The sequence below is a fragment of the Paraburkholderia sediminicola genome (assembly GCF_046026675.1).
GTDB classification, from domain to species: domain Bacteria; phylum Pseudomonadota; class Gammaproteobacteria; order Burkholderiales; family Burkholderiaceae; genus Paraburkholderia; species Paraburkholderia sediminicola_F.
In genome coordinates this window covers 201346-226546 of record NZ_JAQQEY010000001.1, presented here as the reverse complement: position 1 = coordinate 226546, position 25201 = coordinate 201346, and the positions used below count along the sequence as shown (strand labels likewise).

At 62.3% G+C, this 25201-nt stretch carries 24 protein-coding genes and 1 tRNA gene; 7 read left to right on the top strand and 18 right to left on the bottom strand.

The annotated features are described in order from the left end of the window. Positions 1-126: 126 nt before the first annotated feature. The 7 genes from PQQ86_RS00950 to PQQ86_RS00920 form a co-directional block, all read right to left on the bottom strand. Entirely contained in the window at positions 127-1692 is a 1566-nt protein-coding gene (locus PQQ86_RS00950; RefSeq protein ID WP_408264212.1) for a methyl-accepting chemotaxis protein, read from the bottom strand. Positions 1693-2128: 436 nt separating this feature from the next. Beyond that, complete coding sequence (locus tag PQQ86_RS00945; RefSeq protein ID WP_408264210.1) at positions 2129-2740, bottom strand: DUF2239 family protein; 612 nt, start codon at positions 2738-2740, stop codon at positions 2129-2131. 180 nt (positions 2741-2920) lie between these two features. After that, positions 2921-4432: a sensor domain-containing diguanylate cyclase gene (locus tag PQQ86_RS00940; RefSeq protein WP_408264208.1), complete on the bottom strand. Its 1512-nt coding sequence runs from the start codon at positions 4430-4432 to the stop codon at positions 2921-2923. 209 nt (positions 4433-4641) lie between these two features. Beyond that, positions 4642-5343 (bottom strand): NAD(P)H-binding protein, encoded by a 702-nt coding sequence (locus PQQ86_RS00935; protein ID WP_408264206.1) that lies wholly within the window; start codon positions 5341-5343, stop codon positions 4642-4644. After that, positions 5340-6290, bottom strand: coding sequence for an oxidoreductase (locus tag PQQ86_RS00930; RefSeq protein WP_408264204.1), 951 nt, complete (start codon positions 6288-6290; stop codon positions 5340-5342). Before PQQ86_RS00930 ends, PQQ86_RS00935 begins: the two co-directional genes overlap by 4 nt. A 47-nt stretch (positions 6291-6337) precedes the next feature. Beyond that, positions 6338-7213: an SDR family NAD(P)-dependent oxidoreductase gene (locus PQQ86_RS00925; RefSeq protein ID WP_408264202.1), complete on the bottom strand. Its 876-nt coding sequence runs from the start codon at positions 7211-7213 to the stop codon at positions 6338-6340. Between the two features lie 56 nt (positions 7214-7269). Then, positions 7270-7842: a TetR/AcrR family transcriptional regulator gene (locus tag PQQ86_RS00920; RefSeq protein ID WP_408264200.1), complete on the bottom strand. Its 573-nt coding sequence runs from the start codon at positions 7840-7842 to the stop codon at positions 7270-7272. Positions 7843-8307: 465 nt separating this feature from the next. Here PQQ86_RS00920 and PQQ86_RS00915 point away from each other — a divergent pair, with 465 nt between their 5' ends. Then, a complete protein-coding gene (locus tag PQQ86_RS00915; RefSeq protein WP_408264198.1) occupies positions 8308-10026 on the top strand; it encodes a methyl-accepting chemotaxis protein in 1719 nt (572 codons plus the stop codon). A 98-nt stretch (positions 10027-10124) separates the two neighbouring features. Here the strand turns inward: PQQ86_RS00915 and PQQ86_RS00910 are convergent, their stop codons facing one another. Both PQQ86_RS00910 and PQQ86_RS00905 read right to left on the bottom strand, forming a co-directional pair. Then, on the bottom strand, positions 10125-12335 hold the full coding sequence (locus tag PQQ86_RS00910) for a xanthine dehydrogenase family protein molybdopterin-binding subunit (protein WP_408264196.1): 2211 nt from the start codon (positions 12333-12335) through the stop codon (positions 10125-10127). Between the two features lie 2 nt (positions 12336-12337). After that, positions 12338-12799: a (2Fe-2S)-binding protein gene (locus PQQ86_RS00905; protein WP_054037852.1), complete on the bottom strand. Its 462-nt coding sequence runs from the start codon at positions 12797-12799 to the stop codon at positions 12338-12340. Between the two features lie 186 nt (positions 12800-12985). Between PQQ86_RS00905 and PQQ86_RS00900 the strand changes: the two genes are divergently transcribed. Beyond that, complete coding sequence (locus tag PQQ86_RS00900; protein WP_408264194.1) at positions 12986-13930, top strand: AraC family transcriptional regulator; 945 nt, start codon at positions 12986-12988, stop codon at positions 13928-13930. Positions 13931-14066: 136 nt separating this feature from the next. On the opposite strand, the gene PQQ86_RS00895 is transcribed toward PQQ86_RS00900, so the two are convergent. From PQQ86_RS00895 to PQQ86_RS00875, 5 genes are all read right to left on the bottom strand, one after another. Continuing rightward, positions 14067-14142 (bottom strand) — tRNA-Ala (locus PQQ86_RS00895). Between the two features lie 88 nt (positions 14143-14230). Further along, on the bottom strand, positions 14231-14581 hold the full coding sequence (locus PQQ86_RS00890; RefSeq protein WP_408264192.1) for a c-type cytochrome: 351 nt from the start codon (positions 14579-14581) through the stop codon (positions 14231-14233). Continuing rightward, positions 14578-15372, bottom strand: a complete 795-nt coding sequence (locus PQQ86_RS00885) for a BON domain-containing protein (RefSeq protein WP_408264190.1) — start codon at positions 15370-15372, stop codon at positions 14578-14580. The genes PQQ86_RS00890 and PQQ86_RS00885 overlap by 4 nt, the downstream gene beginning before the upstream one ends. A 26-nt stretch (positions 15373-15398) precedes the next feature. Then, positions 15399-15986, bottom strand: a complete 588-nt coding sequence (locus tag PQQ86_RS00880; protein ID WP_408264188.1) for a phosphoheptose isomerase — start codon at positions 15984-15986, stop codon at positions 15399-15401. 227 nt (positions 15987-16213) lie between these two features. Continuing rightward, complete coding sequence (locus PQQ86_RS00875) at positions 16214-16657, bottom strand: YraN family protein (RefSeq protein ID WP_408269998.1); 444 nt, start codon at positions 16655-16657, stop codon at positions 16214-16216. A 37-nt stretch (positions 16658-16694) separates the two neighbouring features. On the opposite strand from PQQ86_RS00875, the gene rsmI reads away from it, so the two are divergent. After that, complete coding sequence (rsmI, locus tag PQQ86_RS00870) at positions 16695-17573, top strand: 16S rRNA (cytidine(1402)-2'-O)-methyltransferase (RefSeq protein ID WP_408264186.1); 879 nt, start codon at positions 16695-16697, stop codon at positions 17571-17573. Positions 17574-17781: 208 nt separating this feature from the next. Here the strand turns inward: rsmI and PQQ86_RS00865 are convergent, their stop codons facing one another. Beyond that, positions 17782-18372, bottom strand: coding sequence for a septal ring lytic transglycosylase RlpA family protein (locus PQQ86_RS00865; protein WP_408264185.1), 591 nt, complete (start codon positions 18370-18372; stop codon positions 17782-17784). A gap of 638 nt (positions 18373-19010) precedes the next feature. Between PQQ86_RS00865 and PQQ86_RS00860 the strand changes: the two genes are divergently transcribed. From PQQ86_RS00860 to PQQ86_RS00850, 3 genes are all read left to right on the top strand, one after another. Then, positions 19011-19655, top strand: a complete 645-nt coding sequence (locus PQQ86_RS00860; RefSeq protein WP_408264183.1) for an MBL fold metallo-hydrolase — start codon at positions 19011-19013, stop codon at positions 19653-19655. Next, entirely contained in the window at positions 19652-20281 is a 630-nt protein-coding gene (locus PQQ86_RS00855) for a 3'-5' exonuclease family protein (protein WP_408264182.1), read from the top strand. The genes PQQ86_RS00860 and PQQ86_RS00855 overlap by 4 nt, the downstream gene beginning before the upstream one ends. 90 nt (positions 20282-20371) lie before the next feature. After that, positions 20372-20830, top strand: a complete 459-nt coding sequence (locus PQQ86_RS00850) for an Lrp/AsnC family transcriptional regulator (RefSeq protein ID WP_012431468.1) — start codon at positions 20372-20374, stop codon at positions 20828-20830. 14 nt (positions 20831-20844) lie between these two features. Here the strand turns inward: PQQ86_RS00850 and PQQ86_RS00845 are convergent, their stop codons facing one another. The 3 genes from PQQ86_RS00845 to PQQ86_RS00835 form a co-directional block, all read right to left on the bottom strand. Then, positions 20845-22089, bottom strand: a complete 1245-nt coding sequence (locus PQQ86_RS00845) for a cation diffusion facilitator family transporter (RefSeq protein ID WP_408264180.1) — start codon at positions 22087-22089, stop codon at positions 20845-20847. Positions 22090-22349: 260 nt separating this feature from the next. Continuing rightward, entirely contained in the window at positions 22350-22652 is a 303-nt protein-coding gene (locus PQQ86_RS00840) for an H-NS histone family protein (protein ID WP_054037926.1), read from the bottom strand. Positions 22653-23047: 395 nt separating this feature from the next. Then, the gene (locus tag PQQ86_RS00835) at positions 23048-23710 is read right to left on the bottom strand and encodes a HugZ family pyridoxamine 5'-phosphate oxidase (RefSeq protein WP_408264177.1); all 663 of its coding nucleotides are present in this window, start codon (positions 23708-23710) and stop codon (positions 23048-23050) included. Positions 23711-23835: 125 nt separating this feature from the next. On the opposite strand from PQQ86_RS00835, the gene PQQ86_RS00830 reads away from it, so the two are divergent. Beyond that, complete coding sequence (locus PQQ86_RS00830) at positions 23836-25047, top strand: MFS transporter (protein WP_408264175.1); 1212 nt, start codon at positions 23836-23838, stop codon at positions 25045-25047. Positions 25048-25201 lie beyond the last annotated feature (154 nt).

The window sequence follows — 25201 nt, the reverse complement described above, 5'->3', positions numbered from 1 at the left end:
GCGGGGGTTCTCCTCTGTCGGCGTTTTAGTGGACGACGCAGCGGAACTGCGCCGTCTGGGAATTACGCGCGAGTGTACGGAGAGCCACCAGGCCTGGCAAGGGCGGCAAAACGCGTGTGAAGAGCGCTATGCGTGCCGAGCGTCCAGCGAGAAAACCGTGACCGCCGTTTGCAACTGCCTCGCCTGGTCCGCCATTGACGCCGCCGCGGCCGCCGCCTGCTCGACCAGCGCCGCGTTCTGCTGGGTCACGTCGTCCATCTGCGCGACCGCGCGGTTCACTTCTTCGATGCCGGTGCTCTGCTCCTGCGACGCCGACGAAATCTCACCCATGATGTCGGTCACGCGTTTTACCGCATGCGTGACTTCCGCCATCGTCTGACCGGCCCGCTCGGCCAGTTCGGCGCCGCTGCCCACACGCGCCGTCGAGCTTTCGATCAGCTCCTTGATCTCCTTGGCCGACACCGCGCTGCGCTGCGCGAGCGAACGCACTTCGCCCGCCACCACCGCGAAGCCGCGGCCCTGCTCTCCGGCTCGCGCCGCTTCTACGGCTGCGTTCAGCGCGAGAATGTTGGTCTGGAACGCGATCCCTTCGATCACCGCGATGATGTCCGTCATGCGCTTCGAGCCGGCTGCCAACTCGCGCATGGTTTCGACCACATCGCCGACCAGGCTGCTGCCGCGCGCCGCGACTTCCGACGCACCATGCGCGACACCACCTGCCTGCTGCGCGTTCTCGGCGTTCATCTTCACCGTCGACGTCAGTTCCTGCATGCTCGACGCGGTTTCCTGCAGCGCGGCAGCCTGCTCTTCGGTGCGTTGCGACAGATCAGTGTTGCCCTGCGCGATCTCGCCCGACGCCATCAGGATCGATTCGCTCGACTCGCTGATGCCCGAGACGATGCCCGCCAGCCGCTCACGCATGTTGCGTAGCGCGAACAGCATGCTGCCGGTGTCGCCCGCACGAGTGTCGACGCGCACGCTCAGGTCGCCATCGGCGATGCGGTTGGCGATATGCATCGCGTAATCGGGTTCACCGCCGAGCTGGCGCGCGAGGCGTCGTGCGATCACCGTCGCGAGCAACGTGCCCGCCGCGATCGCGCCCAACACCAGCACGAGCATCACGATGCGCATGTGCTGATAGTCGGCGCTCGCCTCCTGCTGGGCTTCGTTGGCTTGCTGACGGCGATAGTCGATCAGCGCCGTGATGCGATCACGCAACGCCTCGCTCGACGCAATCGCGCGGCGCACGAGTTCGTTGTTGTCGACGCCTGCCGGAATCGGTTCGAGACCGATCTGCTGATGCACGATGCCCTCCCACACGCCCGACTTGCGCAGCACTTCGTCGAACATCTCCTGCCCCCTGCTGGTCGCGATGGTCGCGTGATACTGATCGTAGGCGCCATGCATCTCCTTGAGCGATGCGACGATGCTGTCCTTCAACTTTTGACGGCCGGCGTCGTCAGCGGCGTAGCCGAGATTCGCGGCGGCAAGATCGGAATCAATCTTGTGGCGGTTCGCCTCTTCCATCCAGTAGAGGCCATTCATGTGCTGGTCGCAGATGGCATCGGTAATGGCGTGCATCGACGACAACGTCTTCAGCGAAGTCCCACCGATCACGACGCAAAACCCGATCACAACGGCAAACGCCAACAGCAGCTTCCTGAATACGGTCATGCGGTCGAACCACTTCATCTCACCATCCTTCACAAGTCCTAAGGGGACGCTCGCGTCGCTGCGCCATGGCAAAACATTTCGCCAGTTTTCAGCTACGAGGCGACGCTGCCACCTCTTTTACGGCGTGCGTAACGAAGACTTGATGCGATAAATGGTGGGCATAACCGGGACAGGATGATGTAAGGAATGCCTGGCACACGGGGCCGGATCGCTACGTGAACGTGTTTTGTATGTCGGCGCGATGATTGGGATTTGTCTGATATTTGGGGATGAGCCGGGCTTTTAGACTTTGTTTGTTGCGTTCACCCCCCATGAGCGCACGTGATGTTGATGTAACTCTCCGACTTACCGCTCACGCTCCCCGGCGTGAGCGGCTTTTTTTTTATCTATACGTTTCGTCGGCCGACGCACTCGCCGGTGCGTCCGGCGCGTTCAATGCAGTGCGCGGTTGAATTTACGGATGCGTGACGAGCGCACCTTCAGCCAGGCGCAGCGTGTGATTGCGCACATCTTCCGGCCATGTCGAGACGATGCCGTCAAACCGGGCCCGATCGTCGGCATAGAGCGCGCGCGTTGCGTCTTCGTAATCAGGCAGATTGCCGGCGATCGCGGTCATGAAGCGATACACCGCTTCTTGCGCTGCGCGTTTGCGGTCCTTGTCCTCACCTGCGAGCCGCGCCGCGTCGACCAGTTTGCGCAGCGCGACCGAAGCGCCACCCGATTGCCCGTTGAGCCAATCCCAATGACGCGGCAGTAACGTGACCTCTCTCGCCACCACACCGAGCTTGGGCCTGCCGCGGCGCGGAGTGTCGTCTTCCCTGACGTCAGCGCTTGGTGCAGGTTGTTCGCCGGGCGCCTCGCTAGCCAGCCGCGCCAGAATCTCTTCAGGCGTGCCGCGCAAATCAAACTCGACCGGGCGACTCGTGACATCGTCGAAAATCAGCACGGGTGCCTGTTCACCGCGCGCCAGCACTTCGCGTACAGCGAGCGCCACATCGGACATGGGGCCCGCGGAAATGCGGCGGTGCCCTTCGAATGCGATACAGGTTGCAGGGTGGGGGGTCATGACAAATTCCAGAAAGATGAATTTGTCGAATTATACCCGGGTATAAATTGAACGCAACATATTACCCGGGTAAAATTTTTCAGCGCAGCGCGCGCGGTAGGTTCCGCGCCAATCAGCGCTGGCCCTCTGCTCGAACTCAGCGCGATCCGCGGACCGGCACACCTCTGAAATTGTCCTGCCTCATTGCGCCGGCGACGCCACGGCACTCCGCCGATCCGCCCGCGCCGCCACCGGATAGCAAAGCACCTGGTTGCGGCCGGCGTCCTTGGCCTCGTAGAGCGCCTCGTCCGCGGCGATTGCGAGCGCGCGGCTCGTCGCAAATACCTGGCGGCTAGTGCACGCAATGCCGATGCTGATGGTCAGCACATGATGCGAACTCGCGACATGGCGAAGTTCGAGCGCCTGAACCGCCGTGCGAATTTTCTCAGCGATGGTCGCCGCTCCGGCTTCGTCGGTATCCGGCAGGAGCACGGCGAATTCTTCGCCGCCGTAGCGCGCAGCGGTATCGCCCGGGCGCCGCACGCTCTGTCCGATGCAGCGCGCCACGGCGATGAGTGCATCGTCGCCGGCCGAGTGGCCGTATAGATCGTTGAAGCCCTTGAACGTATCGACATCGATCAGCAGCATCGACAATGGCCAGCCGTTACGTTGCGCGCGGCGCCACTCTTCCTCCGCATGTTCCTCGAACGTGCGGCGATTGTTCAGACCGGTCAAGCCGTCGGTACGCGCGAGCACGCGCAACTCTTCTTCGGCCGCGCGGCGCTGCCGCAGTTGCTGCGAGAACAGGACAGCGAGCGCAATGATCACCACGTCGAGCGCCGCAATCAGCGAACCGATGAGCCACGCGCGATGCCGCCACTCCACGTAGATATCGCGCGTAGAGAGCGCCACGTCGAGAATCAACGGATACATATCGATATGGCGGAACGCGTACCAGCGCTCGACACCGTCGATCGCTGCCGTGCCGAAGAAGTCCCCGCTCGGCTGTTGGAGGAAGCGTGAATAGTTCGAGGTGCCGGTCAGACTCCGGCCGATGATTTTCGGATCGTAGGGGCGCCGCATCAGCATCGTGCCGTCGCTCAGCATCAGCGCCATCGAGCCGCCCGAGCCGAGATTCATGCCGGCGAAAAGATGCCTGAAGTAAGTAAGGCGCATCGTGCCGACCACCACGCCGCCGAAGCTGCCGTCCGGCCGCGAGATCCGACGGCTCAACGCAATGCTCACGTCCTTGCCGGTCAGCTTGGGCATGAACGGATGGCTAACGTACAGGCCGACATCGGGGGAATCGCGCTGAACCTTGAAATAGTCGCGCTCGGCGAGATTGATGGGACGCGGAGGCGTGGATTGCGAATCGAAGATGACGTTGCCGGCTGTGTCGAGTACGAAAATCGAACCCATGTCTTTGGCGCTGGCAGAGCCGTCGAACAGCACCATCTGACGGATCTTCGGCGGCAGGTCCAGCACGCCGGGTTGTTTCAGGCCGTCGATTACCGCCCGCAGCGACAGATCGTAGATCTCGAGATTGCGTGACACGTCGCGCTCGACCAGCAGCGAGACGTTGAAGACCGAATCCTGTGCACGCCGCAGCGCATCGTCGCGCATCTGCGCCAATACCCACACCGCGATCGCAAGGATCGCGCTGGCCAGCACGATACTGATGGCAATCACGATGTTCGGTCGGCGCGTCACCATGAGCGTGTCATTCGAGCATGCGCTGACCTGCGCGCGTGGAGAAGTCGGGCGCGTCAGGAAGGCGCGTCTCGTGAAACGGTAGCCTACCAGACGCAGAGGCTCGTCGAATGAGGGAAAAGACAGGTTTTTGGCGGATTAAACGAAATTTTTCGACTAGGGGACATCGCGGGCCGCGGCGCGGCGCGCGGACGTCCCCCCCGTCCAGGCGTTCAGCCCGCGTGCAGATCGAGCGCCGGCTCGGCAGCGGCGCGGCTGAGCGCGCGGATATCGGCGACCTCGAGCACCGCTTTGGCGGCGCCACGGCGCGCGACCTCCAGCATGGCTAGGCCGATATCTTCGGTGCTTAGAATGTGGTTGGGAAACAGCGCGCGCAACGTCGACAGAAGCGGCCTCGCCACCGTATAGAACAGGCGGTACGAGCGAGTTTTCGAAACGGCGCCGTTCAGCGGCTCGATCACGCCGGGGCGGAACAGGTAGACGGCCCTGAACGGCAGCCGTAGCAACGCATTCTCCGTCTTGCCCTTGACCCGCGCCCACATGGTGCGGCCGTGTTCAGTGCTGTCGGTGCCCGCACCCGACACATAGACGAAAGTCATCTGCGGATTGAGACGGGCAAGCGTCTGCGCAGCGGCCAGCGTCAGGTCATAGGTGAGGCGCGCATACTCGGCCTCCTGCATGCCTGCCGACGAGACGCCCAGGCAGAAAAAGCACGCGTCGAAACCCGTCAGCGACGCTTCCACCGCCCGGTAGTCCATCAGGTCCGGCTGAATCAGTTCAGTCAGACGCGGATCGAGCTGGCCGGTGCGGGTGCGGCCAACCGTCTGGACTACCTCGACGTCAGGCGCGCGCAGGCATTCTCGCAATACGCCCTGCCCGACCATGCCGGTCGCGCCGAATATCAGAACCTTCATGATGCGTGCTCCATGATTGCGCCCGGCCAGCGCGCATTGGTCAAACCTTCGGATATGTCCCACAAGCGGGCGGCGACCGCTTTGTCCTGAGCGTGGCGGGCGATCTGAGCGTCGCCCGGCGGCCCCCTCAACTCGAACAAGCCGCTCGGACCGTAATAGCCGCCGGGCTTGGCCCCGGGCGCCGTTGCGGCGAACAGCGTCGGCAACGCGCCGGCCGCGGCCGACTGACTCGCCAGCGGCTCGAGCGTCAGACGATTGACCATTTGCAACAAGGTGTCGGCGCCCGGCCCGTTGGCGATCAGCTCGGTACGCGCATAGCCCGGATGCGCTGCGTTGCTCAGCAGCCCCCAGCCGTTTGCGTCGCTACGGCGCTGTAGTTCCAGCGCGAACATCAGCATCGCCAGTTTCGACTGCGCGTACGAAGACATGGGCTTGTAGCTGCGCTCCGACTGCAGATCGTCGAAATGAATCGCGCCGCCGGTCCGGTGCGCGAGGCTGCTCACATTGACGACGCGCGGCTGCCGGCCCGTGCGCAAGATCGGCAGCAAGCGCTCTGTCAGCGCGAAGTGACCGAGATAGTTCGTGCCGAACTGCAGTTCGAACCCGTCCGAGGTCGTTTGTCGCTTCGGCAGCATCATCACGCCCGCATTGTTGATCAGCAGATCGAGTGCGGCGTGCTGAGCCGCGAACTGCTCGGCAAACTCTCGCACGGAAGCGAGGCTCGCCAGATCGAGATGCGCGTAACGGATCGACGCGGCCGGATACTGCGCGCGAATCGCATCGAGCGCCGCCTGCCCTTTTTGCGCGTTGCGGCCGGTCAATACGACGTCCGCGCCAGCAGCGGCTAGCGCGAGCGCCGTCTCGAAACCCAGGCCGCCGTTTGCGCCGGTAATGACCGCGAGGCGGCCGGTCTGACGCGGAATGTCCGCAGTAGTCCAATTTGCCATGTCGCTCGTCCGCTGATTGCCTGTTACCCAGTTGCCTGTAAGCGCGCTCAGGCTTTCGCCGGTGCACCCGGAAATTCCGGCAGCGGCGTCGGCGCGGAGAAATCGGTGGCCGCGCTGACCGCTCGCCACGCTTCGGCGGCAGCAGCGCGAGCCTTGTCGCCTTCGCCCGCGAAATGCAATGCGTCACTACCGAGCAAAAGATGCGCCGGCAACGAATCGTGATACGCGAGCTTCAGCACCACTTGCGCAACCTTTGCGGGATCGCCGGTTTCATGGCCGACGTACTTGGACAGCATATCCGTGATGGCGCCGACCGACGGCACATAGTCCGGCAGCAATTCCGGCGCCTCACCCATCGCCCCCGTACCCCACTCCGTTTTCATGCCGCCTGGCTCGAGCGCAGTGACGTGGACGCCGAAGGGCGCGAGTTCCTGGCTGATCACCTCGGTAAACCCGCCGACCGCCCACTTCGCGGCCTGATACGCGCTCAAACCCGCGATCCCGACACGGCCGCCCACCGACGAAATCTGGATCACGTGGCCGGCTCGCTGTTTGCGCAGCACCGGAAGCGCCGCACGCGTGACGTTAACCACACCATAGAAGTTGGTGTCGATCTGCGCACGGAAATCGTCTTCGGTAGTTTGCTCGAACGGCGCCAGATGACCGAAGCCCGCGTTGTTGACGACCACATCGAGCCGGCCGAAAGCATCGACTGCGGCCTGCACAGCCGCGCGTGCCGCCGCCGGATCCGTGACATCCAGCGCAACCGCGCGAACCTGCTCACCGTAGCGTGTCACCAGATCCGCCAACTGATGTGGATCGCGCGCCGTAGCAACCACCCGCTCGCCGGCACGCAACGCCGTTTCGACAATGTCGCACCCAAGCCCGCGAGCGCTTCCCGTAACCAACCAGACCTTCGACATAATGTGCTCCTTACATTTAAATGAGCATGTACGCGCTCATTAATAAGACAAAAAAATTAGTTCTGGGCAATCGCGTGCCAGAACGCCTCAAAGCCGGCCTTGCGATAACGGTCAGCATCAGCCGGTTCGCGAGCGATGAAATCCATGGTGGTTTCGGCCAATGCCGCCATGATTGCCGACAGGAAAGCCGGCGGATGATCACGCAACGCGCCGCTCGCCACGCTTGCCTGAATCATTGCGTTGATGTCTGCGAAGGACTCCATGCCAGTTACACGCGTGCAGTCGGTCAGACGCTCCGATACGGACAGTTGCGCCATTGCCCGGCGTTTTTGCGGTTGCGCCACGCCCCAGTCGACAAACCTGTTCCACACGTGTTGGACGCGCTCGCGCACACTGGCTTGCTTCGGATAAGTCGTCATCATCACTTCGCGCAGTTCCGCCTTGATGTCGAGGTAGAGCTGGTTCAGCAACTCGTCCTTATTATCGAAGTACGTGAACAGCGTTCCTTCAGCCACGCCCGCGACTTTTGCAATGCGCGCGGTGGGCGCGCTCAAACCCTGCTCGGCAATGACCTCGGTTGCGGCGGCAAGGATGGCGTTGCGTTTGTCTTCGCTTTTGGGACGGGCCATATGCTTCGTTTTGACTACAAGCGATTAATGAGTGATTGCTCAATCATATCCGTAGACGATCGCTTGTTCAAGGCATTTTTTGTTGCCTGATGCTCACCAGCGGATCATTTGCCCGGACACATGCCGAAAAATGAAATGAATGTGTAAGGCCCATGTTTTCACTATGAGCCTAAATATATTCAAATCAACCGAAAATGATGCGTTCTTCGCGCATCGCACGCAAGCTTAGTAGAGAAATACCCGAGATTTCTTAAGTATGTAAGAGTCTGATCCGATAACCAGTAAATGGGATACCCATTTATCGCCTGACGTTCGACGCGCTTCAGGGTGCGTCCTGGGGAAGGCACGAAGGGTAAACCGCGCGGGGCTGCCACGATGATCGGCGGCCAGATAGACGCTCCCATGCCCGGACCTGAGAGTCCATTGCGAACGCTTCAACGTTTCGTTATTGGAGAATAAAAAATCGTGACACTCAAAAACCTCACCATCAAGACCAAACTCATTGCCGGTTTCGGCATGCTGTCTCTCATTGTCGTCGCGGTTTCCGGCCTTTCCTTGAAGGCGCTGAGCGATTCGACCGACGGGTTTTCCAACTTCGTCCACGGCATCAACGCACGCGCCGATATGGCGGTGCAGGTTCGAACCGCCGTGGACCGCCGAGCGATCGCGGCGCGCAACCTTGTACTCGTAACCAAACCCCAGGATCTCGAAATAGAGAAAGCTGATGTAACGCGCGCGCACGAAGACGTGCAAACCGACCTGAAAAAGCTCAACGACATGATCGCTAGCGCGACCGATACGTCGGAGAAAGCACGCAGTCTCGTCGCCGAGATCAACCGCGTCGAATCGGCTTATGGTCCGGTTGCCCTCAACATCGTCAATCTCGCGCTCACCAACAAGCGGGACGAAGCGATCGTCGAGATGGACGAGCATTGCCGGCCGCTGCTCGCCGCGCTGATTCGCGCGACCGATACGTATGCCGACTACACGCGCTCACGCCAGGAACAGCTCGTCAACGAGTACACGGCGCATTACGAAAACCAGCGCAATCTGCTGATCGCCATCTGCCTCGTCGCGTTGGGTCTCGCCGTCGGTGCATGCGTGGTGATCACGCGCGCCGTGACCGGACCACTGCGTTTTGCGATCGACGTCGCGCGCACGGTGTCGGAAGGCGATCTGCGCACGCGCATCACGGTCGAGGGCCGCGACGAAACCAGCAAACTGCTGACCGCCTTGCGCGAGATGAATGAACGGCTGACGGTGACCGTCGGACGGGTGCGCGACAGCAGCACCAGCATCGCCGGCGCGGCACGCCAGATCGCGGCGGGCAATATGGACCTGAGCCAGCGTACCGAGCAGCAGGCTGCTTCGTTGCAGGAAACCGCTTCCAGCATGGAAGAACTCACCTCCACGGTTAAGCAGAACGCCGACAACGCGCAGCAAGGCAGCATGCTGGCTGCGAATGCATCGTCGGTGGCGCAAAAGGGTAGCGAGGTCGTCGGTCAGGTGGTCAACACGATGCACGACATCAGCGACAGCTCGACGAAGATCGCGGACATCACGGGCATCATCGAAGGCATTGCGTTCCAGACGAACATCCTCGCGCTGAACGCGGCGGTCGAAGCCGCGCGTGCGGGCGAACAGGGGCGGGGTTTCGCGGTGGTGGCAAGCGAAGTCAGAAGCCTCGCTCAACGTTCATCGAGCGCGGCCAAGGAGATCAAGGACCTGATCGCCACTTCCGTGGAAAAGATCCGCGACGGGTCCGCGCTTGCCGGCGAGGCAGGTAAGACGATGACCGAAGTGACTCAGGCAGTCGCGCGAGTCACCGACATCATGTCGGAAATCGCGGCGGCATCGACCGAACAGAGCCGTGGCATCGAGCAGGTCAATCTTGCGATTACGCAGATGGACAACGTCACGCAGCAGAACGCGGCTCTGGTGGAAGAGGCGGCAGCGGCTTCGCGGTCGATGGAAGACCAGGGGGAGCAGTTGAATGAGGCCGTGGCGTTTTTTCAGGTGAAGGATGCGGCGGCTGCGGTAGCGGCTGCTCCGATTCCTGCTCGGCGAGAGGCGCAGCGGCCTAAGGTTCCTGCTACTCCTAAGCGCGTTGCGCGGGCTACGGCCGCCGCGCCGGTTGCTGCGCTTGCTACTGCAGCTGTAGATGAAGGGTGGGATAAGTTCTGAGCGGATCGTTCTGATTCGGGAAAGCGCCACGCTCCCGCATGACAAGCACGCGGGAGCGCAGTCAATCGCGACGCGTCGCGTCGTCTTAGGTCGGCCCTTCAGGCGGTCTTTTCCGTAGCGGCAGGGAACGGCAGCGAGTGAATCCGCCTGCCGGTGGCCGCGAAGATCGCGTTCGCGACCGCCGGCCCGACCGGTGCGACACCCGGCTCGCCGACACCCGTCGGCGCTTCGCCCGATTGCACGATATGCACCTCGACCTTGGGCATCTCCGCGAACCGCAGCACCTGGTAGCCGTCGAAGTTGTTCTGCTCGACCTTGCCGTCTTTCAGCGTGATCGCGCTGTGCAACGCCGCGCCGAGGCCGAAGCCGATGCCGCCTTCCATCTGTGCGGCGATGACGTCGGGATTGATCGGCGTGCCGCAATCCACCGCACACACGACGCGCTCCACTTTCACGTTACCGTCTTTGTCGACGGAGACTTCCGCGACTTGCGCGACGAAGGTCTTGAACGCCTCGGCTACCGCGATGCCGCGCCCGCGGCCTTTTGGCAACGGTTTCGCCGGATCCCAACCCGCTTTCTGCGCAGCGAGTTCGAGCACGCCCCGCATGCGCGGTTCATGTGCGAGCAGATCGCGACGGAAGACGAACGGATCCTTGCCCGCGGCGTGCGCGGCTTCGTCGATGAACGCCTCGACCGCGAATGCCGTGTGCGAGCTGCCGACCACCCGCCACCACAACACGGGCACGCCGGTCTGCGTGGTCGTCAGTTCGACCGAGATGTTCGGAATCGCGTAGGCCACGTTAGCGGCCCCCTCGACGGACGTCCCGTCGATCCCGTTCTTGACCATCACGCTGGCGAACGGCGTGCCGGCAAGAATCGACTGACCGACGATGCGATGCCGCCATCCGACGAGCTTGCCGTCGGCGCTCAGCCCCGCGTCGAGCTTGTGGAAGTACATCGGCCGGTAGAGGCCACCGTGGATGTCGTCCTCGCGGGTCCACTGCAGCTTGACCGGGGTGCCGTTCGCCCCCAGCGCCTTCGCGATCGACACGGCCTCGACGATGTAATCCGACTGGGTGTTCGCGCGTCTGCCGAAGCTTCCACCCGCATACAGCGTGTGGATCTTTACCTGCTGCGGATCGAGCCCCGCCGTATGTGCGGCGTTGGCCTGGTCGACCGTCTGGAACTGATCGCCTGCCCAGATTTCGCAACTGTCAGCGGTGAGTTTGACAACCGCGTCGAGCGGTTCCATCGGCGCGTGAGCGAGATACGGGAACGCATAGCTGGCGGAGATTTTCTTCACCGCGCCTGCGAGCGCCTGCGTCGCATCACCGTCTTTTCGGGCGGACATGCCGGGCTGCCCGGCGAGCTGCCGGTATTCAGCCATGATCGCGTCCGAGCTGCGCTTTTCGGCCTTTGAATCGTCCCATTCGACTTTCAGCGCATCGCGGCCCTGCTTCGCCGCCCAGAAACCCTTCGCAACCACCGCGACGCCACCCGGCACCTGCACGACCGACACGACGCCGGGCACCGCTTTCGCGGCCGACGCATCGAACGACTTGACCGTCGCGCCAAAAAGCGGCGGACGCTGTAGCAGCGCGACCAGCATGCCAGCGAACGTCACGTCGAGCGTGAACTGTGCAGTGCCGTTGGTTTTCGGCGGCACGTCGACACGCGGCAGCTGATGGCCGATCAAACGAAAATCCTTCGGCGATTTAAGCGTGACCGTATCCGGCACCGGCAAGCGGGCTGCGGCCGACGCAAGCGATCCGTAGGTCGCGGTCCGGTTGGTGACTGCGTGATGGACGCTGCCGTCGAGCGTCGTCAGCTCGGACGCGGGCACCTGCCACTGCGCAGCGGCGGCGGAGACCAGCATCGCGCGCGCTTTCGCGCCGGCTTCGCGCAATTGCATCCACGAGTTGGCCATCGCCGAACTGCCTCCCGTGCCCTGGATCGTGCCGAACGCGAGATTCGCATAACGCTTCGCGTCCGCCGGCGCGCTTTCGACACGCACGTCCTGCCAGTTCGCATCCAGCTCTTCCGCGACGATTGTCGCGATGCCGGTGTACGCGCCCTGGCCCATCTCGACATGCTTCGCGATGACGGTGACGCTGTTGCCCGGCGCGACGCGCAGGAACGCATTGGGCGCGAACGTCGCGTCGGGCATCGTGGCGGCGAGCGCGCGGCGGCCCGTGCCAGCCCATTCGAAGCCGATTGTGAGACCGACTGCCGCGAAGGCGCCGGCTGCTTTCAGGAAGGTGCGGCGCGACGGGCGTACCGCATCCGTGAGATCGAGATCGGTCGTCATGGTCAGGCCTTCAGGGTGGCAGCGGCTTCGTGGATGGCCGCGCGAATGCGGGTGTAGGTCGCACAGCGGCAGAGATTGCCGTTCATTGCGGCGTCGATGTCGGCGTCAGTGGGTGTCGCGTTATGTTCGAGCAAGGCTGTCGCGGACATGATCTGTCCGGACTGACAGTACCCACACTGCGGCACCTGCAGCTTGACCCATGCGGCCTGGATGGCTTTTGCGGGCCGGCTTTCGATGCCTTCAATAGTCGTGATGCGCTTGCCCGCGATAGCCGCAAGCGGCAGCACGCACGAGCGAGTGGCCTCGCCTTCCAGATGAACCGTGCAGGCGCCGCATTGCGCCATGCCGCAGCCGAACTTCGTGCCGTGCAGGCCCGCGTCCTCGCGGATTGCCCAGAGGAGCGGCGTGGTGGGATCGGCATCGAGCGTAACGTTCTTGCCGTTGAGGACAAACGATGTGGACATGGAACCTCTCCGTGGGGAAAGCCCGGACTTGGCGCCGGGTGTACGCGGCAGTGTGTACCGACTGCCGTCTGTTGCGCTTACACAATCCTGCAAATTTATTGAACAATGCTGCAAATCCAGCCGGCCAGCCGCACTTGCCCGGCAGCGGTTGGGTATGCTCGATTCCGTCCACGGAGTTCCATGCGCATGAAACAGCATTCCTCCCGGCCCGATCCTTCAGCGGCACGCGAAACCGCGCGCCGGGAACTCGCCGCGCTCATCAGCCGCTTCGCGCCGACGGACGGCACCCATCAGACGGCGATCGCGTCGCTCACGTTCTATCGCTACTCGCAGCCCGTGGATCTCGGCTGCGGCGTGACGACCTCCGCATTCGTGTTCGCGGCGCAGGGCGCCAAGCGGGTCATGGTTGCGGGGCAGGCGTACGTCTACGATCATCTGCATTGCCTTGTGACATCCGTCGATCTGCCGGTGATGTCGCAGGTGACGCGCGCCTCGCCCGACGCGCCTTATCTGTGTGTAAAGTTCACGCTCGATCCGCAGCGGATCGTCGAACTGGCGACGCAGCTGCGCCTGCCTGAACCGGATGCCGCGTCGGCTGGCGAAGGCATCGCTGTGGCCACGCTCTCGGCACCGGTTTTCGATGCGGCGCTGCGACTCGTACGATTGCTCGATACTCCGGGTGACATTCCCGTACTCGCACCGCTCATCGAAAAGGAATTGCTCTACCGGCTGATGACGAGCGAGCAAGGAAAACGGCTGCGGCAGGTCGCGGTGAACGGGAGTCAGACCTACCGGATCGCGCGGGCAATCGAGTGGCTACAGAATCACTACACCGAGCTTTTGCGGATGGAGACGCTGGCACAGGCGGTAAACATGAGCGTGTCGTCGCTCCATCATCACTTCAAGAACGTCACGACTCTGACTCCGCTGCAGTATCAGAAGCAACTGCGGCTACACGAGGCGCGCAGATTACTGCTCCGGCATAGCGGAGATGTCGGGTCGGTCGCGGTCCGGGTCGGGTATGACAGCCCTTCGCAGTTCAGTCGCGAATATAGCCGGCACTTCGGCGCGCCGCCGCTTCGCGACATCGCGCAGTTGAGGCGTTTGGATGGGGTGGAGTTTCGGGAGTAGGCGTAAGTCGCATTCGCGACATCTCCCTCCGGGGGGCGATGGAGACGCGATTGTACTTCGTTAGAAACAGAAAACCCCGCGAACCTTTCGGCTGCGGGGTTTCCGGACAAGCTTGGACAACTTTCGATGTGATCTTTGGTGGAGAGGAGGAGGATCGAACTCCCGACCTTCGCATTGCGAACGCGACGCTCTCCCAGCTGAGCTACCCCCCCAACATGCAAACAATTCTAGCACAGGCATTTTGCGTTTTGCCAAGCCCCCGCGGCGGTAAAACTCGGAGGCAAAACGGGCGGCAAAACATCACTTCGACGGCGCGCCAGCCAGCACCCAATCCACTACCGTGCGGATGTCCGCATCGCTCATCGATTGATGCGCCGGCATCGGAATCATCCCCCATACGCCGGAGCCGCCGTCCTTCACCTTACGCGACAATTTTGCCGGCGCTTGCGCATCGCCCTTGTACTTCGTAGCGATCTGCTGGAACGACGGGCCGACCAGTTTGCGGTCTACCGCGTGACATCCCATGCAGGCATTCGAGTTAGCAACGATCTGACCACGCGGTGCATCGGCCGCACGCGCTGAAGAGGTAAAAACGCCGGCCAACGCGCCAGCCGTCAACATCGCGACAACGAAAGCAACGCCCCGCTTCATGGGGTCGTCGCCTTAGGATTACCCGGATGCACCGCGTTCGAATTGCTGACCGGCGCCGGCGCCTGCTGATCGAGCGGACGCGAACTCACCGATGAATCGGGGATCGCACCGACAGTCGGCGTGCTCGCGTCCGGCTGCGAAGCGGCAACCGGTGCAGTCTCCGCTGCAGCGGCCGCCGCCGCCGCTTCCTGCGGCTGGATGTACTGGAACACCTTCACGACCTGCACCACGCCCGGCACACGGCTCGCGACATCGGCGCCGCGATTGCCTTCGTCCATGGTGACAAGGCCCATCAGATACACCGAGCCGCGCTCGGCCACAACCTTGAAGTTGTTCGCCGAAATGTTCTTCTCGGCGATCAGCGCGGTCTTCACGCGCGTCTCGAGGTAAGTGTCATTCGTGCGCGACGAGAACGAGCTGGCCGGCATGATCGCCAGTTCGTTGACGATCGTGTTGACGTTGTTCAGGCCTCGCACGATGGACTCCGCGCGTTGCTTCGAGACGTCACCCGCCACTTCGCCGGTCAGCAGCACGCGGCGGTTGAACACCGTCACGTTGACGTGCGCGTTATCAGGCAAGTTCTGGCTGATCTGCGCCAGCGCCTTTACCTGCATCTCGCGATCCTCGGTCTGCGCGCCGAGCGTGCGCCGGTCGGTCGCCACCAGCGCGCCGCCGCCCGCCGCGCCGGCAACGGCGAGAAAGCAACCCTGCAACGTCGCGGACAGTCCCGCGGCGAACCCGACCACCAGCACGGTTCTCACCAGTGTCTTCTTGACGCGGAATACGCTCATCAACTAGATCTCCTTCGGAATCAATCTCAGTCTTCGCCCAGCAACATGGCATCGATGCCGTCGCACAGACAATGGATGGTCAGCAAATGCACTTCCTGAATACGCGCGGTGCGATCGGACGGCACACAAATGTGAATATCGGTGTCGCCCAGTACATCCTGCATACGGCCGCCGCCCTTACCGGTCAGCGCGACCACGATCATTTCGCGCTCGTGCGCGGCCTCGATCGCGGCCAGGACATTGGCGGAATTGCCGGACGTGGTGATGGCAAGCAGCACATCGCCTGGCTGACCGAGGGCCCACACCTGCTTCGAAAAAATCTGCTCGAATGAGTAGTCGTTGGCGATGGCGGTGAGCACGGACGTGTCGGTGGTCAGCGCAATCGCCGGCAAACCCGGGCGCTCACGCTCGAAGCGGCCGATCAGTTCGGCGGCGAAATGTTGCGCGTCGGCCGCCGAGCCGCCGTTGCCGCACGCAAGAATGCGGCTGCCGTTGGCAAGCGCGGCGAACATCGTGTCGATCGCTGCGGCGATCGGCATCGACAGGGTTTCGAGGGCTTCGAGTTTGACTGCCGCGCTGTCGCGGAAGTGTTGTTGAATGCGTTCGACTGACATCGAGTCTCTAGTTTCTACCGCGAATAGACCGCCGTACGCGGCCGTGTTGTGAAGTCGTATTGCGAAGTCGTGCCGCTCTGATGAACCATGCCGGCAACCCAGTGCAGATGCGAAAAAACATCGCGAAATGCGCTACCTCGTCGCTGCACTCCATACACCGGTGTGGTTCACGAGGCCCGCACGCGAGCGCAAGTTTATCGCACTCACGCCGTTCTCCCCGCACTGCATCAGACTTCGTCCGCGCGAAACGCATCGCGCAGCCACACGAGCCGGCCCGCTTCGAACGCAATCACGTCGAAACGGCACGCGGGCTCATCATGCGAACGCCTGCTGTGGGTTGCCAGGTAATGCCGCGCCGCACGCACGATCCGCTGCTTCTTTTGCCAGCCGATGCTCGCTGCCGCGCCGCCATAATGCTGCTGCGCACGCGCGCGAACTTCGACGAACACCAGCGCGCCGTCACGGTCGCGCATCACCAGATCGATCTCACCGCCCCGGCACAGCACGTTGCGCGCGACCAAACGCAAACGCTGCCGTTGCAAAAACTCCATCGCACGTGCCTCGAAAGCCGCGCCGACGAGTTTGGACCCCGTTGGTCTCGAAAAGTTGTGGCCGTCGGCCCGCGCACTCACCTGCCCACCACCCGGTTCACGCGCCGCTGCGTGGCACAATGGCGGCCTCGTTCCGTCTGTCTGCGTCTTCTGCCTCATGACTCCTCTCTCCGAACTCGCGCAAGGGCAGCAATACCCTGCCGCCGCGCTGTATGTGGTGGCCACGCCGATCGGCAACATCGCCGACGTCACGCTGCGCGCGTTGCATGTGCTCGGACTGGTGGACCGCATCGCCGCCGAAGACACCCGCAACACCGGGCAACTGCTCGCGCGCTACGGGATCTCGAAGCCGCTCGTCGCGGTTCATCAACACAACGAGCGGGCCGCGGCGCTGCGCCTGATCGAGCATCTGCAAGCGGGCGAACGCGTGGCCTACGTATCCGATGCGGGGACGCCCGGCATCTCGGACCCCGGCGCGAAACTCGTCGACGCGGTGCGCGAAGCCGGTTTCCCGGTCATTCCGCTGCCCGGCGCAAGCGCGCTCGCCACCGCGCTGAGCGCGGCCGGCGACTGGGTCGCGACGTTCTCGTTCCTCGGCTTCCTGCCGCCGAAGGCAAAAGCACGCGCCGCGGCACTGCAAGCGCTCGCAAACCATCCGCACGCGATGGTGTTCTACGAAGCGCCGCACCGGATCGTCGAAACGGTGCAGGCGTTGACTGACGCATTCGGCGGCGAGCGCAAGCTGCTGATCGCACGCGAATTGACGAAGTTACATGAAGCGCTGCACCGCGGCACCCTGGCCGAAGGGCCAACGTGGCTCGCGGCCGATCCAAACCGGCAACGCGGTGAGTTCGTTCTGGTGGTGGAAGGCGCGCAGCCGGAAGCCGCAGGCGAACACGATCACGACGCGTTGCTGAGCATCCTGCTGGAAGAGTTGACGGTGAGCAGCGCGGCGAAAGTTGCGGCAACCCTCACCGGCGCGTCGCGCAATGCGCTCTACACGCGCGCTTTGGCGCTGAAGAAAGACGAGGAATAAAGCGGACGGGAAGAAATGACCACCAGCGGATCAGGTTCGCAGCACGAGCCAGGACTGCAAGGAATGAGCGGCTGCGTGCAGCCACGGTTGATGAGTAAAAGTCAAAGGGCCGCGCGAAGCGGCCCTTTGACTTTCGGCGAACAACGGCGCGAGTTAACGCCATGCTGCTCGGTGTCACGAGCGCGTCAGAGACACGCCCGCGGCTACATTACTTCTCTGAATTCGACGCCAGCGTTTCATTCAGCTCAGCGCGTGCTTCCTGACGCGTCAACCCTTCGATCTGAACGCGTGCGGTACCGGCGTGGCGCATGTCGAGCGCAGCGGCGGCGGCCATCGACAGGTCAATGATCCGGCCACGCGCATACGGGCCACGATCGTTGATGCGCACGACAACCGAGCGCGAGGTGGCCGGATTGGTCACGCGAACATACGAGCCAAGCGGCAACGTACGATGTGCCGCAGTCAGCGCGTGCATGTCGAAACGTTCGCCGTTGGCCGTGCGGCGGCCATGGAAGCCGCGGCCGTACCACGAGGCGCGACCGATCTGATGAAAGTCCGAAGCGCCGGAGTTGTCGTCAGTAAGCGGCTGCGCATCGGCCAGCGCCGAGCCTTTGGCGGCTGCGCCGGATGCCGGCGCGCTGCCGAAAGCTTGCGGGCCAAAGGAACCTGACTGCGCATTCTTCGTGCTCAGCGGCGCGCCGCTGTCGGACGTGCTGCTCGCGCCCGGAGGCGTGGCACAGCCGGCCAGCACAAAAAAGGCAAAAAGAGTCCCCAGACCACGGGATAACCGAGTTTTCATAAGACGTGCAATCAAATTGTCGAGCCGCATCACGCGAAAAGTTGAGCGTGTTGCCTGCGACTCCGGCGGCAATGGACGACAACGCGCCGCGCAGAAAAGCGCAGTACGTCAAAGCCCGGATGCGGCTACCCAGCCGCTACCGCACGGTTAATTTTCACGTCTGGCGCAACCTGTCCCCGGCAGCCTGACCAGACCCCACATGCCGCCATCGAACGTGGCAAACACGTTCTTGCGCGCGGAACTCAGCGCGCAGGAACAGCGGCGTAGGCCCCACCCAGCGTCACGGAATTTAAGTCCGTTGCAGGCGCGCGGCGCCTGGCTGGGTAAGACGTGTGCATCGAATGCATCGATACCTGATGGCCGCCCAAAACTGCGACAGCCCATACTTGAGTGGCAATCCGCGTGCCCATTTTTGATGGGGACGCATCGCCGTGTGGCACGCACAATTCCTTGTGCATGGAGGCCATTATACCCAAAAGAAAATTTTGGGATGGCAAGCGACTGAAAACCTTGATGAATTTTCACTCCTGCTGCAAAAATGGGCAGCGCAAAGCCCGCTGCGGCGGGGCCTCAGCGCCGTCGACGAGCGTCGACGAGACGCCGGTACAATCAACGTTTTTCCAGCGGCATCGTCATCCATGAAAGTCACCTTGATCCCCGTTACGCCGTTCCAGCAGAACAGCTCGCTGCTCGTTTGCGAGGCAACCGGACGTGCGGCCGTCGTCGATCCGGGCGGCGACCTCGATGTCATCCAGGGTGAAATCGCGCGCCAGAATGTGACGGTCGAAAAAGTATTCCTTACGCATGGCCACATCGATCACTGCGCCGGCGCGAAGACACTCGCCACACACTACGGCGTGCCGATCGAAGGCCCGCATCCCGACGAAAGTTTCTGGCTCGACAAGCTGCCGGACCAAAGCACGCGCTTCGGCTTTCCTGCTGCCGAAGCGTTCGAGCCAGACCGTTGGCTGCAAGACGGCGAGACCGTGCAATTCGGCGACGAAACCCTCGAGGTCTATCATTGCCCCGGCCACACGCCGGGCCACGTGGTGTTCTTCAGCCGCGCGCATCGGCTCGCGCTGGTGGGCGACGTGCTGTTCGCCGGCTCGATCGGCCGCACGGATTTTCCGCGTGGCAATCACGCCGACCTGGTACACGCAATCCGGGAAAAACTCTGGCCGCTCGGCGACGACGTCACCTTTGTTCCGGGCCACGGTCCCACCTCCACGTTCGGCGCCGAGCGCCGCACCAATCCGTATGTCGCCGACGGAGCCAAAGCATGAGCAGCGAAATCTACGTGAGCACCGATGTCGAAGCGGACGGCCCGATTCCCGGTCCGCATTCGATGCTCAGTTTCGCCTCCGCCGCGTACACGGAAGACAAGCAACTGATCGCCACCTTCTCCGCGAATCTGGAATCGCTCGACGGCGCCACGCCGCATCCGGTGCAGGAAGCATGGTGGAAGACGCAGCCGGAAGCGTGGGAAGCCTGCCGCAAGGATTTGCAGGATCCGCAGGCCGCGCTGACGGCCTATGTCGAATGGGTCGAGGCGTTGCCGGGCAAGCCGGTGTTCGTGGCGATGCCGGCCGGTTTCGACTTCACCTATATGTTCTGGTACATGATGCGGTTTGTGGGCCGCTGCCCGTTTTCGTGGTCGGCGCTCGACATCAAGACATTGGCCTTCGCACTGACTGGCCTGCCATACCGCAAAAACATCAAGCCACGCTTCCCGAAGCACTGGTTCGACGAACATCCGCACACGCATGTCGCGCTGGATGACGCGATCGAACAGGGCGCGCTTTTCTGCAACATGCTCAAGGATCTGCGCGCCGTTCAGGCGGCCACGCTGACGACCGCCAAAGATGGGGACGGCTCAGGACAAAACGCCGCTGAGGAACCGACAAATTAGGTAATCTCCCTCGTCGAAGCCGTTTTACATTGCGTTTCGTTTTCGAGACCTCTACCATGCGTTGATAGGGCGACGCCAACGGAGGCGCAGTTGACACTTGATACGTTCTCTCAAAAAATCCTGCGCCTGCTGCAGCTCGACGCACGCCGGTCCGTGCAAGAGATTTCCGACCAGGTCGGCCTGTCGAGCACCCCGTGCTGGCGCCGTATCAAGGATATGGAGCAATCAGGGGTGATCCAGCGCTACACGGCATTGCTGGATCGCGAAAAGCTGGGGCTGCACGTCTGCGCGCTCGCGCATATCCATCTCACGCGCCACACCGAGGGCGGGGTCGAACAGTTCGAGCGGGAAATCGCTACCTGCCCGGAGGTCACCGAGTGCTACAGCACGACCGGCGAATCCGATTACATCCTCAAGATCGTCGCGCCGGACATCAAGGCGTACGACAGCTTTCTGCACGAACGCATCTTCAAGATTCCTGCCGTCGCACAGGTGCGTACGAGCGTCGTGCTGCGCGAGATCAAGTTCGATACGCAATTGCCGCTGTGAGGGTGTAACCGCACTCACGTGGCGCTATGCGGTTGCTCAGACTTGGTGCTGGCGATGGCCTCGCCGCGCCCTGCTTCCGTCGAGACGCTGCTTTCGGCCTGCAGTGCGTCCACCCCCTGCAGCACGTTCAGCTTGCGGGCACCGAGACGGCGCCTGAGCGCATCCAGATCGACACCAGCAAGACACGGCTCATCGCTTTCGGCCGTGCGTGAGCCCGGCGCCGGCAAAACCACTTCGACATCGAGTCCCGTGCTCAAGTAGTGCATATTGACCAACGCGGCCTTCACGCCACCCGCGGCGAGCGCGGCGTCGACTTCGGCGACGACCCGCTCCCGGGTCGGCAGATTGACGGGCGGGTGCGCAACCGCGTCGTTCTCCGGGTCGACATGGATCAGCGCGTCGAGCACGCGGTTGTCGGCCAGCACGCGCGAGCGCGCCGATTCGGCGATGTAGTGCCCTTCCGATACCGAGATCAGCGGGTCGACCAGAATGTGCGCATCGACAAGCGCGAAGTCACCCATCTTGCGGGTGCGCATTTCATGTACGTCGCGTACGCCGGGCGTCGCGAGCAATAGCGCGCGCATGTCGGTGGAGGTGGCTTCGTCGAGCGCGCGGTCGGAAAGATCCTGCAGCGCGTCCCAGCCGAACATCCAACCCATGCGCGCAACCATGAAACCGACAATCGCCGCGGCAATCGGATCGAGCAGGCGCACGCCTGCGAGGCTGCCGATAATGCCAAGCGCGACCACCAATGACGAAGCGGCGTCCGAACGTGCGTGCCACGCGTTCGCAATCAACATGGCTGAACGCACGCGTTGCGCTTCGCGCAGCATGTAGCGAAACAGGCTTTCCTTGGAAATCAGCACCAGCACCGCGACCGCGAGCGCGCTCATATGCACGGCAGGGATGCTTTGCAAATCGGCGAGACGCGTGCCGGCGCGCCACAACATACCAACGCCGACCACAATCAGCAGCGCACCCAAAAACAATGACGCAACCGTTTCATAGCGGCTATGTCCGTAATTGTGATCCGCGTCAGGCTTGGCGCCGCTGTGCCGATTAGCGAATAGCACGACAAAATCGGAAATCAGATCGGCTAACGAATGGATACCGTCGGCGACCAGCGCCTGCGAATGGGCAAACACGCCGATGAAGATTTGCAGCGCCATCAGCACCGTATTGAGCGCAATACTGACAAAGGTACTTTTGCGCGCAACGCGATGTTTCTCGACGGACTGGACGGCGGCGGTAGAAGGCATCGCTGAAACAAAGGGAAGAGTTCAATACCTGCATTCTACCCGGCGCATCTCAATATGCGCTGGATAAACCACAAAAAAACCTTTTAAATCAGACGCTTATCTAAACGAAAAGCATTCGCGTTCCAGTTTCATGGAGCGCGTGCGACAAAGAGTCACGGCGATTTGCAGTGGAAATAAAAAAAACCGCGCCCTTGACGGTACGCGGTTTTTCTTCTGGCAACAGCGGGCGCTATAGGCGCCACTGATTGACCGTATAACTATTACTTCTGGATCAGAAATTTCTCACGATCCAGACCTGCGATCCAGCGCGGCGGCTTACCGCGGCCCGACCACGTGCTACCGCTATCCGGGTCACGATACTTCGGCGCGACGCCTGCGCGCGGACGACCGGCTTTAGCAGCCTTGGCACCACGGCCACCACCGAGTTCAGTCAGCGAAATGCCGTAATCGGCCATTTTCTGCTTGATCTCATTCAACACTTCTGCATATTCACGCGACTTTGCTTCTTCGATCTGCTTTTCGAGCTTCTCGCGCTGTGCGAGTAGTTCCTTGTAGGAAGACATAGGTTCCCTTATGGTTTAGATAAATGACTGCCAGTCTTAAGCCGGCTTGCCCTTTGAAGTGATCATGCCTCGGAATTTGATGGCGAGATTAACACAAAATAGAAAAACTACAAAAGCGGCGTCGTAAAATTAATCTCAATTCGTTTCAAAAAATTTCACTGCGGCGCGATGTTACGCGGACCCTTTCAAATAGGTAATTTTCGCATTCCGCTGAAAAGCGCAACCGCACATCACTGATTATTGAATTAACTATCAAAAAATGAAATTTAAGATAAGAAAATTGTCCCAACATTTCATGCGATGAAAGCTTTAACATGAAACGTCGGAACATATTACGACCCACGCTCTGCCTTGTTATTGCGGCATGAGTGTTTTCCCCAAACAGCAATCGAAACTTAATTAGCGTGGCGCCGGACACAATCTTCGAGCGCCGCATGCAAGGTTTCAGTATTGCGTTTCGCATCGTCGAAGGCAAAACGGGTGCGCACGCCGTCCAGCTTCAGATCAGCGCCATAGCGATCGACGCCGAGTAGTTGAAGTCCGCGGGTGCCTTGGGAATGAGCGGCGAAATGTTCGATCAGCGCATTTTCTTCGTCGAAGCCGAGTGGCGGCAGTGGATCGAGGTCGGCGCCGGCGAGCCAGCCCATCGCGCCGAAGCCGCCGATGTAGCGCAGCCGTTCGAGCCTCATCGCCCAGAACGTGAAATCGCCGAGAACCAGGTACCGTTCGGCGTCCGGGTGATAGCGCAGATAGCGCTGTACGACTTCGGGGGGCGAGTCGACCGGTTCGAACGTGCCAAGTAAGGTGACGCGCTGGCCGCTCAGCACGTCGCCGTCCGGCGCGTCGACGACCAGAAAGCCGGCGCGCGGATCGGCGTGCAGGTTGTGCGTATGCTCGGCGAGCCGGCTCACGAGGATCGTCGGAAGATGCTGCGGGTCCGGCGCGAACGGCAACACTGAAGGATAAGGAAAACCTTCTGGCTGACGCGCATGAGTGGCGAGCGTACCGATAGCGGCCATATGAAGCAGATGCAGCGGAGCGTGAGCGGGAATGTTCAAGTGCGCGTTCCTCGATAGCCAGGCATTGGATCAATTCGCTCCAAGCATAAGACAGCGCGCTTCGTTAGAATCGGAAATTCGCTTTCAACGCGCTTTCTCGCGCGTTCTCCCTCCTCGAGATTTCCGTGTCCGACCGCTCTTCCGAATTCGCCACCCTCCCCGCTGCTCATCGCGATCTCCCCGGCACCGCACGGCAGCGCGCCCGTATCGCCACGATGGCGTTGTTCTTCATCGCCGGCATGATGTACGCGTCGTGGGGGGTGCACGTGCCGACAGTGCGCGACCGCTTCCATCTGAACGCGGCGATGCTCTCGTACGCGCTGCTTGCTCTCGCCGGTGGCTCGATCGGCGCGATGGCGGCGAATGCGTCCTGGATTGCACGGGTCGGCACGCGCCGGGCCTGTCTGACGGGCGGTCTGGTGATGTCGGCATGTGCGGTGCTGATCCTGATCGTGCCGGCTTACTGGATGTTACTGATCGTGCTGGCCATCTTCGGCGCGGGCATGGCCACGCTCGACGTCGCGATGAACGCGGAAGCCAGCGCGGTCGAGAAAACGCTCGGCAAGCCGATCATGTCAGCGCTGCACGGCATGTTCAGCGTCGGCGGAATGGTCGGCGCTGCGGTGGGCGGTGTCCTGTTATCGCGTGGCATGGCGCCGGCTGTGCATCTCACGCTGGCCGCGGCGATCAGCGCGTTGGTCCTGGTTGCCGCCTGCCCTTCCGTGCTGCCGCACGTGCCACACGCCGACCATCCCGACGCCGCCACGCCGCGCGCCAACCGCTGGCGCTCGCCGGCCTTGTGGGCGCTCGGCGCCATGGCGCTGGTCGCGCTGATCGCCGAAGGTGCGATGTACGACTGGGCGACCGTCTACATGCGCGACGTCGTGCTGTCCACGCCGGCACTCGCGAGCGCGGCCTACGCGGCGTTTTCGGGCGGCATGGCAGCGGCGCGTTTCGCCGGCGACGCCGTGCGCGCCCGCTTCGGCGCACCGCAACTGGTGATGGCGAGCGCGTCGCTTGCCTGCGCCGGGATGGTCGGCGCACTGCTGCTGCCGAATCCGGTCGTCGCCCTTATCGGCTTCACGCTGATGGGTCTCGGCCTCGCGAACATGATGCCCGTGCTGTTTGCGGCAGCGGCGAGCGTCAAAGGCATTCACGCGGCCGAAGGACTCGCGCATGTCGCCGGGCTGGCGTACTTCGGGCTGCTGCTCGGGCCGGTGATCATCGGCGCGGTAACGCAGGCGACCAGCTTGCCGATCGGGTTGTCCGTGGTGGCCGTGTGTTCGGCCCTGATCGCGGTCGCCGGTCCGAAGGTACTGCGGCGTTTGAAGATCTGACGGAGACGCGCGCTGCTGTTGCATCGGCAAGTGTCACGCCATATGAAAACTGGCGTTCTTACGTTACGTTACGCGAGGCCTGCACGCTGATGTGTTCCTCGCCACATCGGTGGCTTGAATACCTTTACCGCTTCACGCGCATGATCGCAATCCG

Coding starts and splice junctions, on each gene's coding strand:
- PQQ86_RS00950 (WP_408264212.1), bottom strand. CDS start 1,692: ATGAAGTGGTTCGACCGCATGACCGTATTCAGGAAGCTGCTGTTGGCG.
- PQQ86_RS00945 (WP_408264210.1), bottom strand. CDS start 2,740: ATGACCCCCCACCCTGCAACCTGTATCGCATTCGAAGGGCACCGCCGC.
- PQQ86_RS00940 (WP_408264208.1), bottom strand. CDS start 4,432: ATGGTGACGCGCCGACCGAACATCGTGATTGCCATCAGTATCGTGCTG.
- PQQ86_RS00935 (WP_408264206.1), bottom strand. CDS start 5,343: ATGAAGGTTCTGATATTCGGCGCGACCGGCATGGTCGGGCAGGGCGTA.
- PQQ86_RS00930 (WP_408264204.1), bottom strand. CDS start 6,290: ATGGCAAATTGGACTACTGCGGACATTCCGCGTCAGACCGGCCGCCTC.
- PQQ86_RS00925 (WP_408264202.1), bottom strand. CDS start 7,213: ATGTCGAAGGTCTGGTTGGTTACGGGAAGCGCTCGCGGGCTTGGGTGC.
- PQQ86_RS00920 (WP_408264200.1), bottom strand. CDS start 7,842: ATGGCCCGTCCCAAAAGCGAAGACAAACGCAACGCCATCCTTGCCGCC.
- PQQ86_RS00910 (WP_408264196.1), bottom strand. CDS start 12,335: ATGACGACCGATCTCGATCTCACGGATGCGGTACGCCCGTCGCGCCGC.
- PQQ86_RS00905 (WP_054037852.1), bottom strand. CDS start 12,799: ATGTCCACATCGTTTGTCCTCAACGGCAAGAACGTTACGCTCGATGCC.
- PQQ86_RS00900 (WP_408264194.1), top strand. CDS start 12,986: ATGAAACAGCATTCCTCCCGGCCCGATCCTTCAGCGGCACGCGAAACC.
- PQQ86_RS00890 (WP_408264192.1), bottom strand. CDS start 14,581: ATGAAGCGGGGCGTTGCTTTCGTTGTCGCGATGTTGACGGCTGGCGCG.
- PQQ86_RS00885 (WP_408264190.1), bottom strand. CDS start 15,372: ATGAGCGTATTCCGCGTCAAGAAGACACTGGTGAGAACCGTGCTGGTG.
- PQQ86_RS00880 (WP_408264188.1), bottom strand. CDS start 15,986: ATGTCAGTCGAACGCATTCAACAACACTTCCGCGACAGCGCGGCAGTC.
- rsmI (WP_408264186.1), top strand. CDS start 16,695: ATGACTCCTCTCTCCGAACTCGCGCAAGGGCAGCAATACCCTGCCGCC.
- PQQ86_RS00865 (WP_408264185.1), bottom strand. CDS start 18,372: ATGAAAACTCGGTTATCCCGTGGTCTGGGGACTCTTTTTGCCTTTTTT.
- PQQ86_RS00860 (WP_408264183.1), top strand. CDS start 19,011: ATGAAAGTCACCTTGATCCCCGTTACGCCGTTCCAGCAGAACAGCTCG.
- PQQ86_RS00855 (WP_408264182.1), top strand. CDS start 19,652: ATGAGCAGCGAAATCTACGTGAGCACCGATGTCGAAGCGGACGGCCCG.
- PQQ86_RS00845 (WP_408264180.1), bottom strand. CDS start 22,089: ATGCCTTCTACCGCCGCCGTCCAGTCCGTCGAGAAACATCGCGTTGCG.
- PQQ86_RS00840 (WP_054037926.1), bottom strand. CDS start 22,652: ATGTCTTCCTACAAGGAACTACTCGCACAGCGCGAGAAGCTCGAAAAG.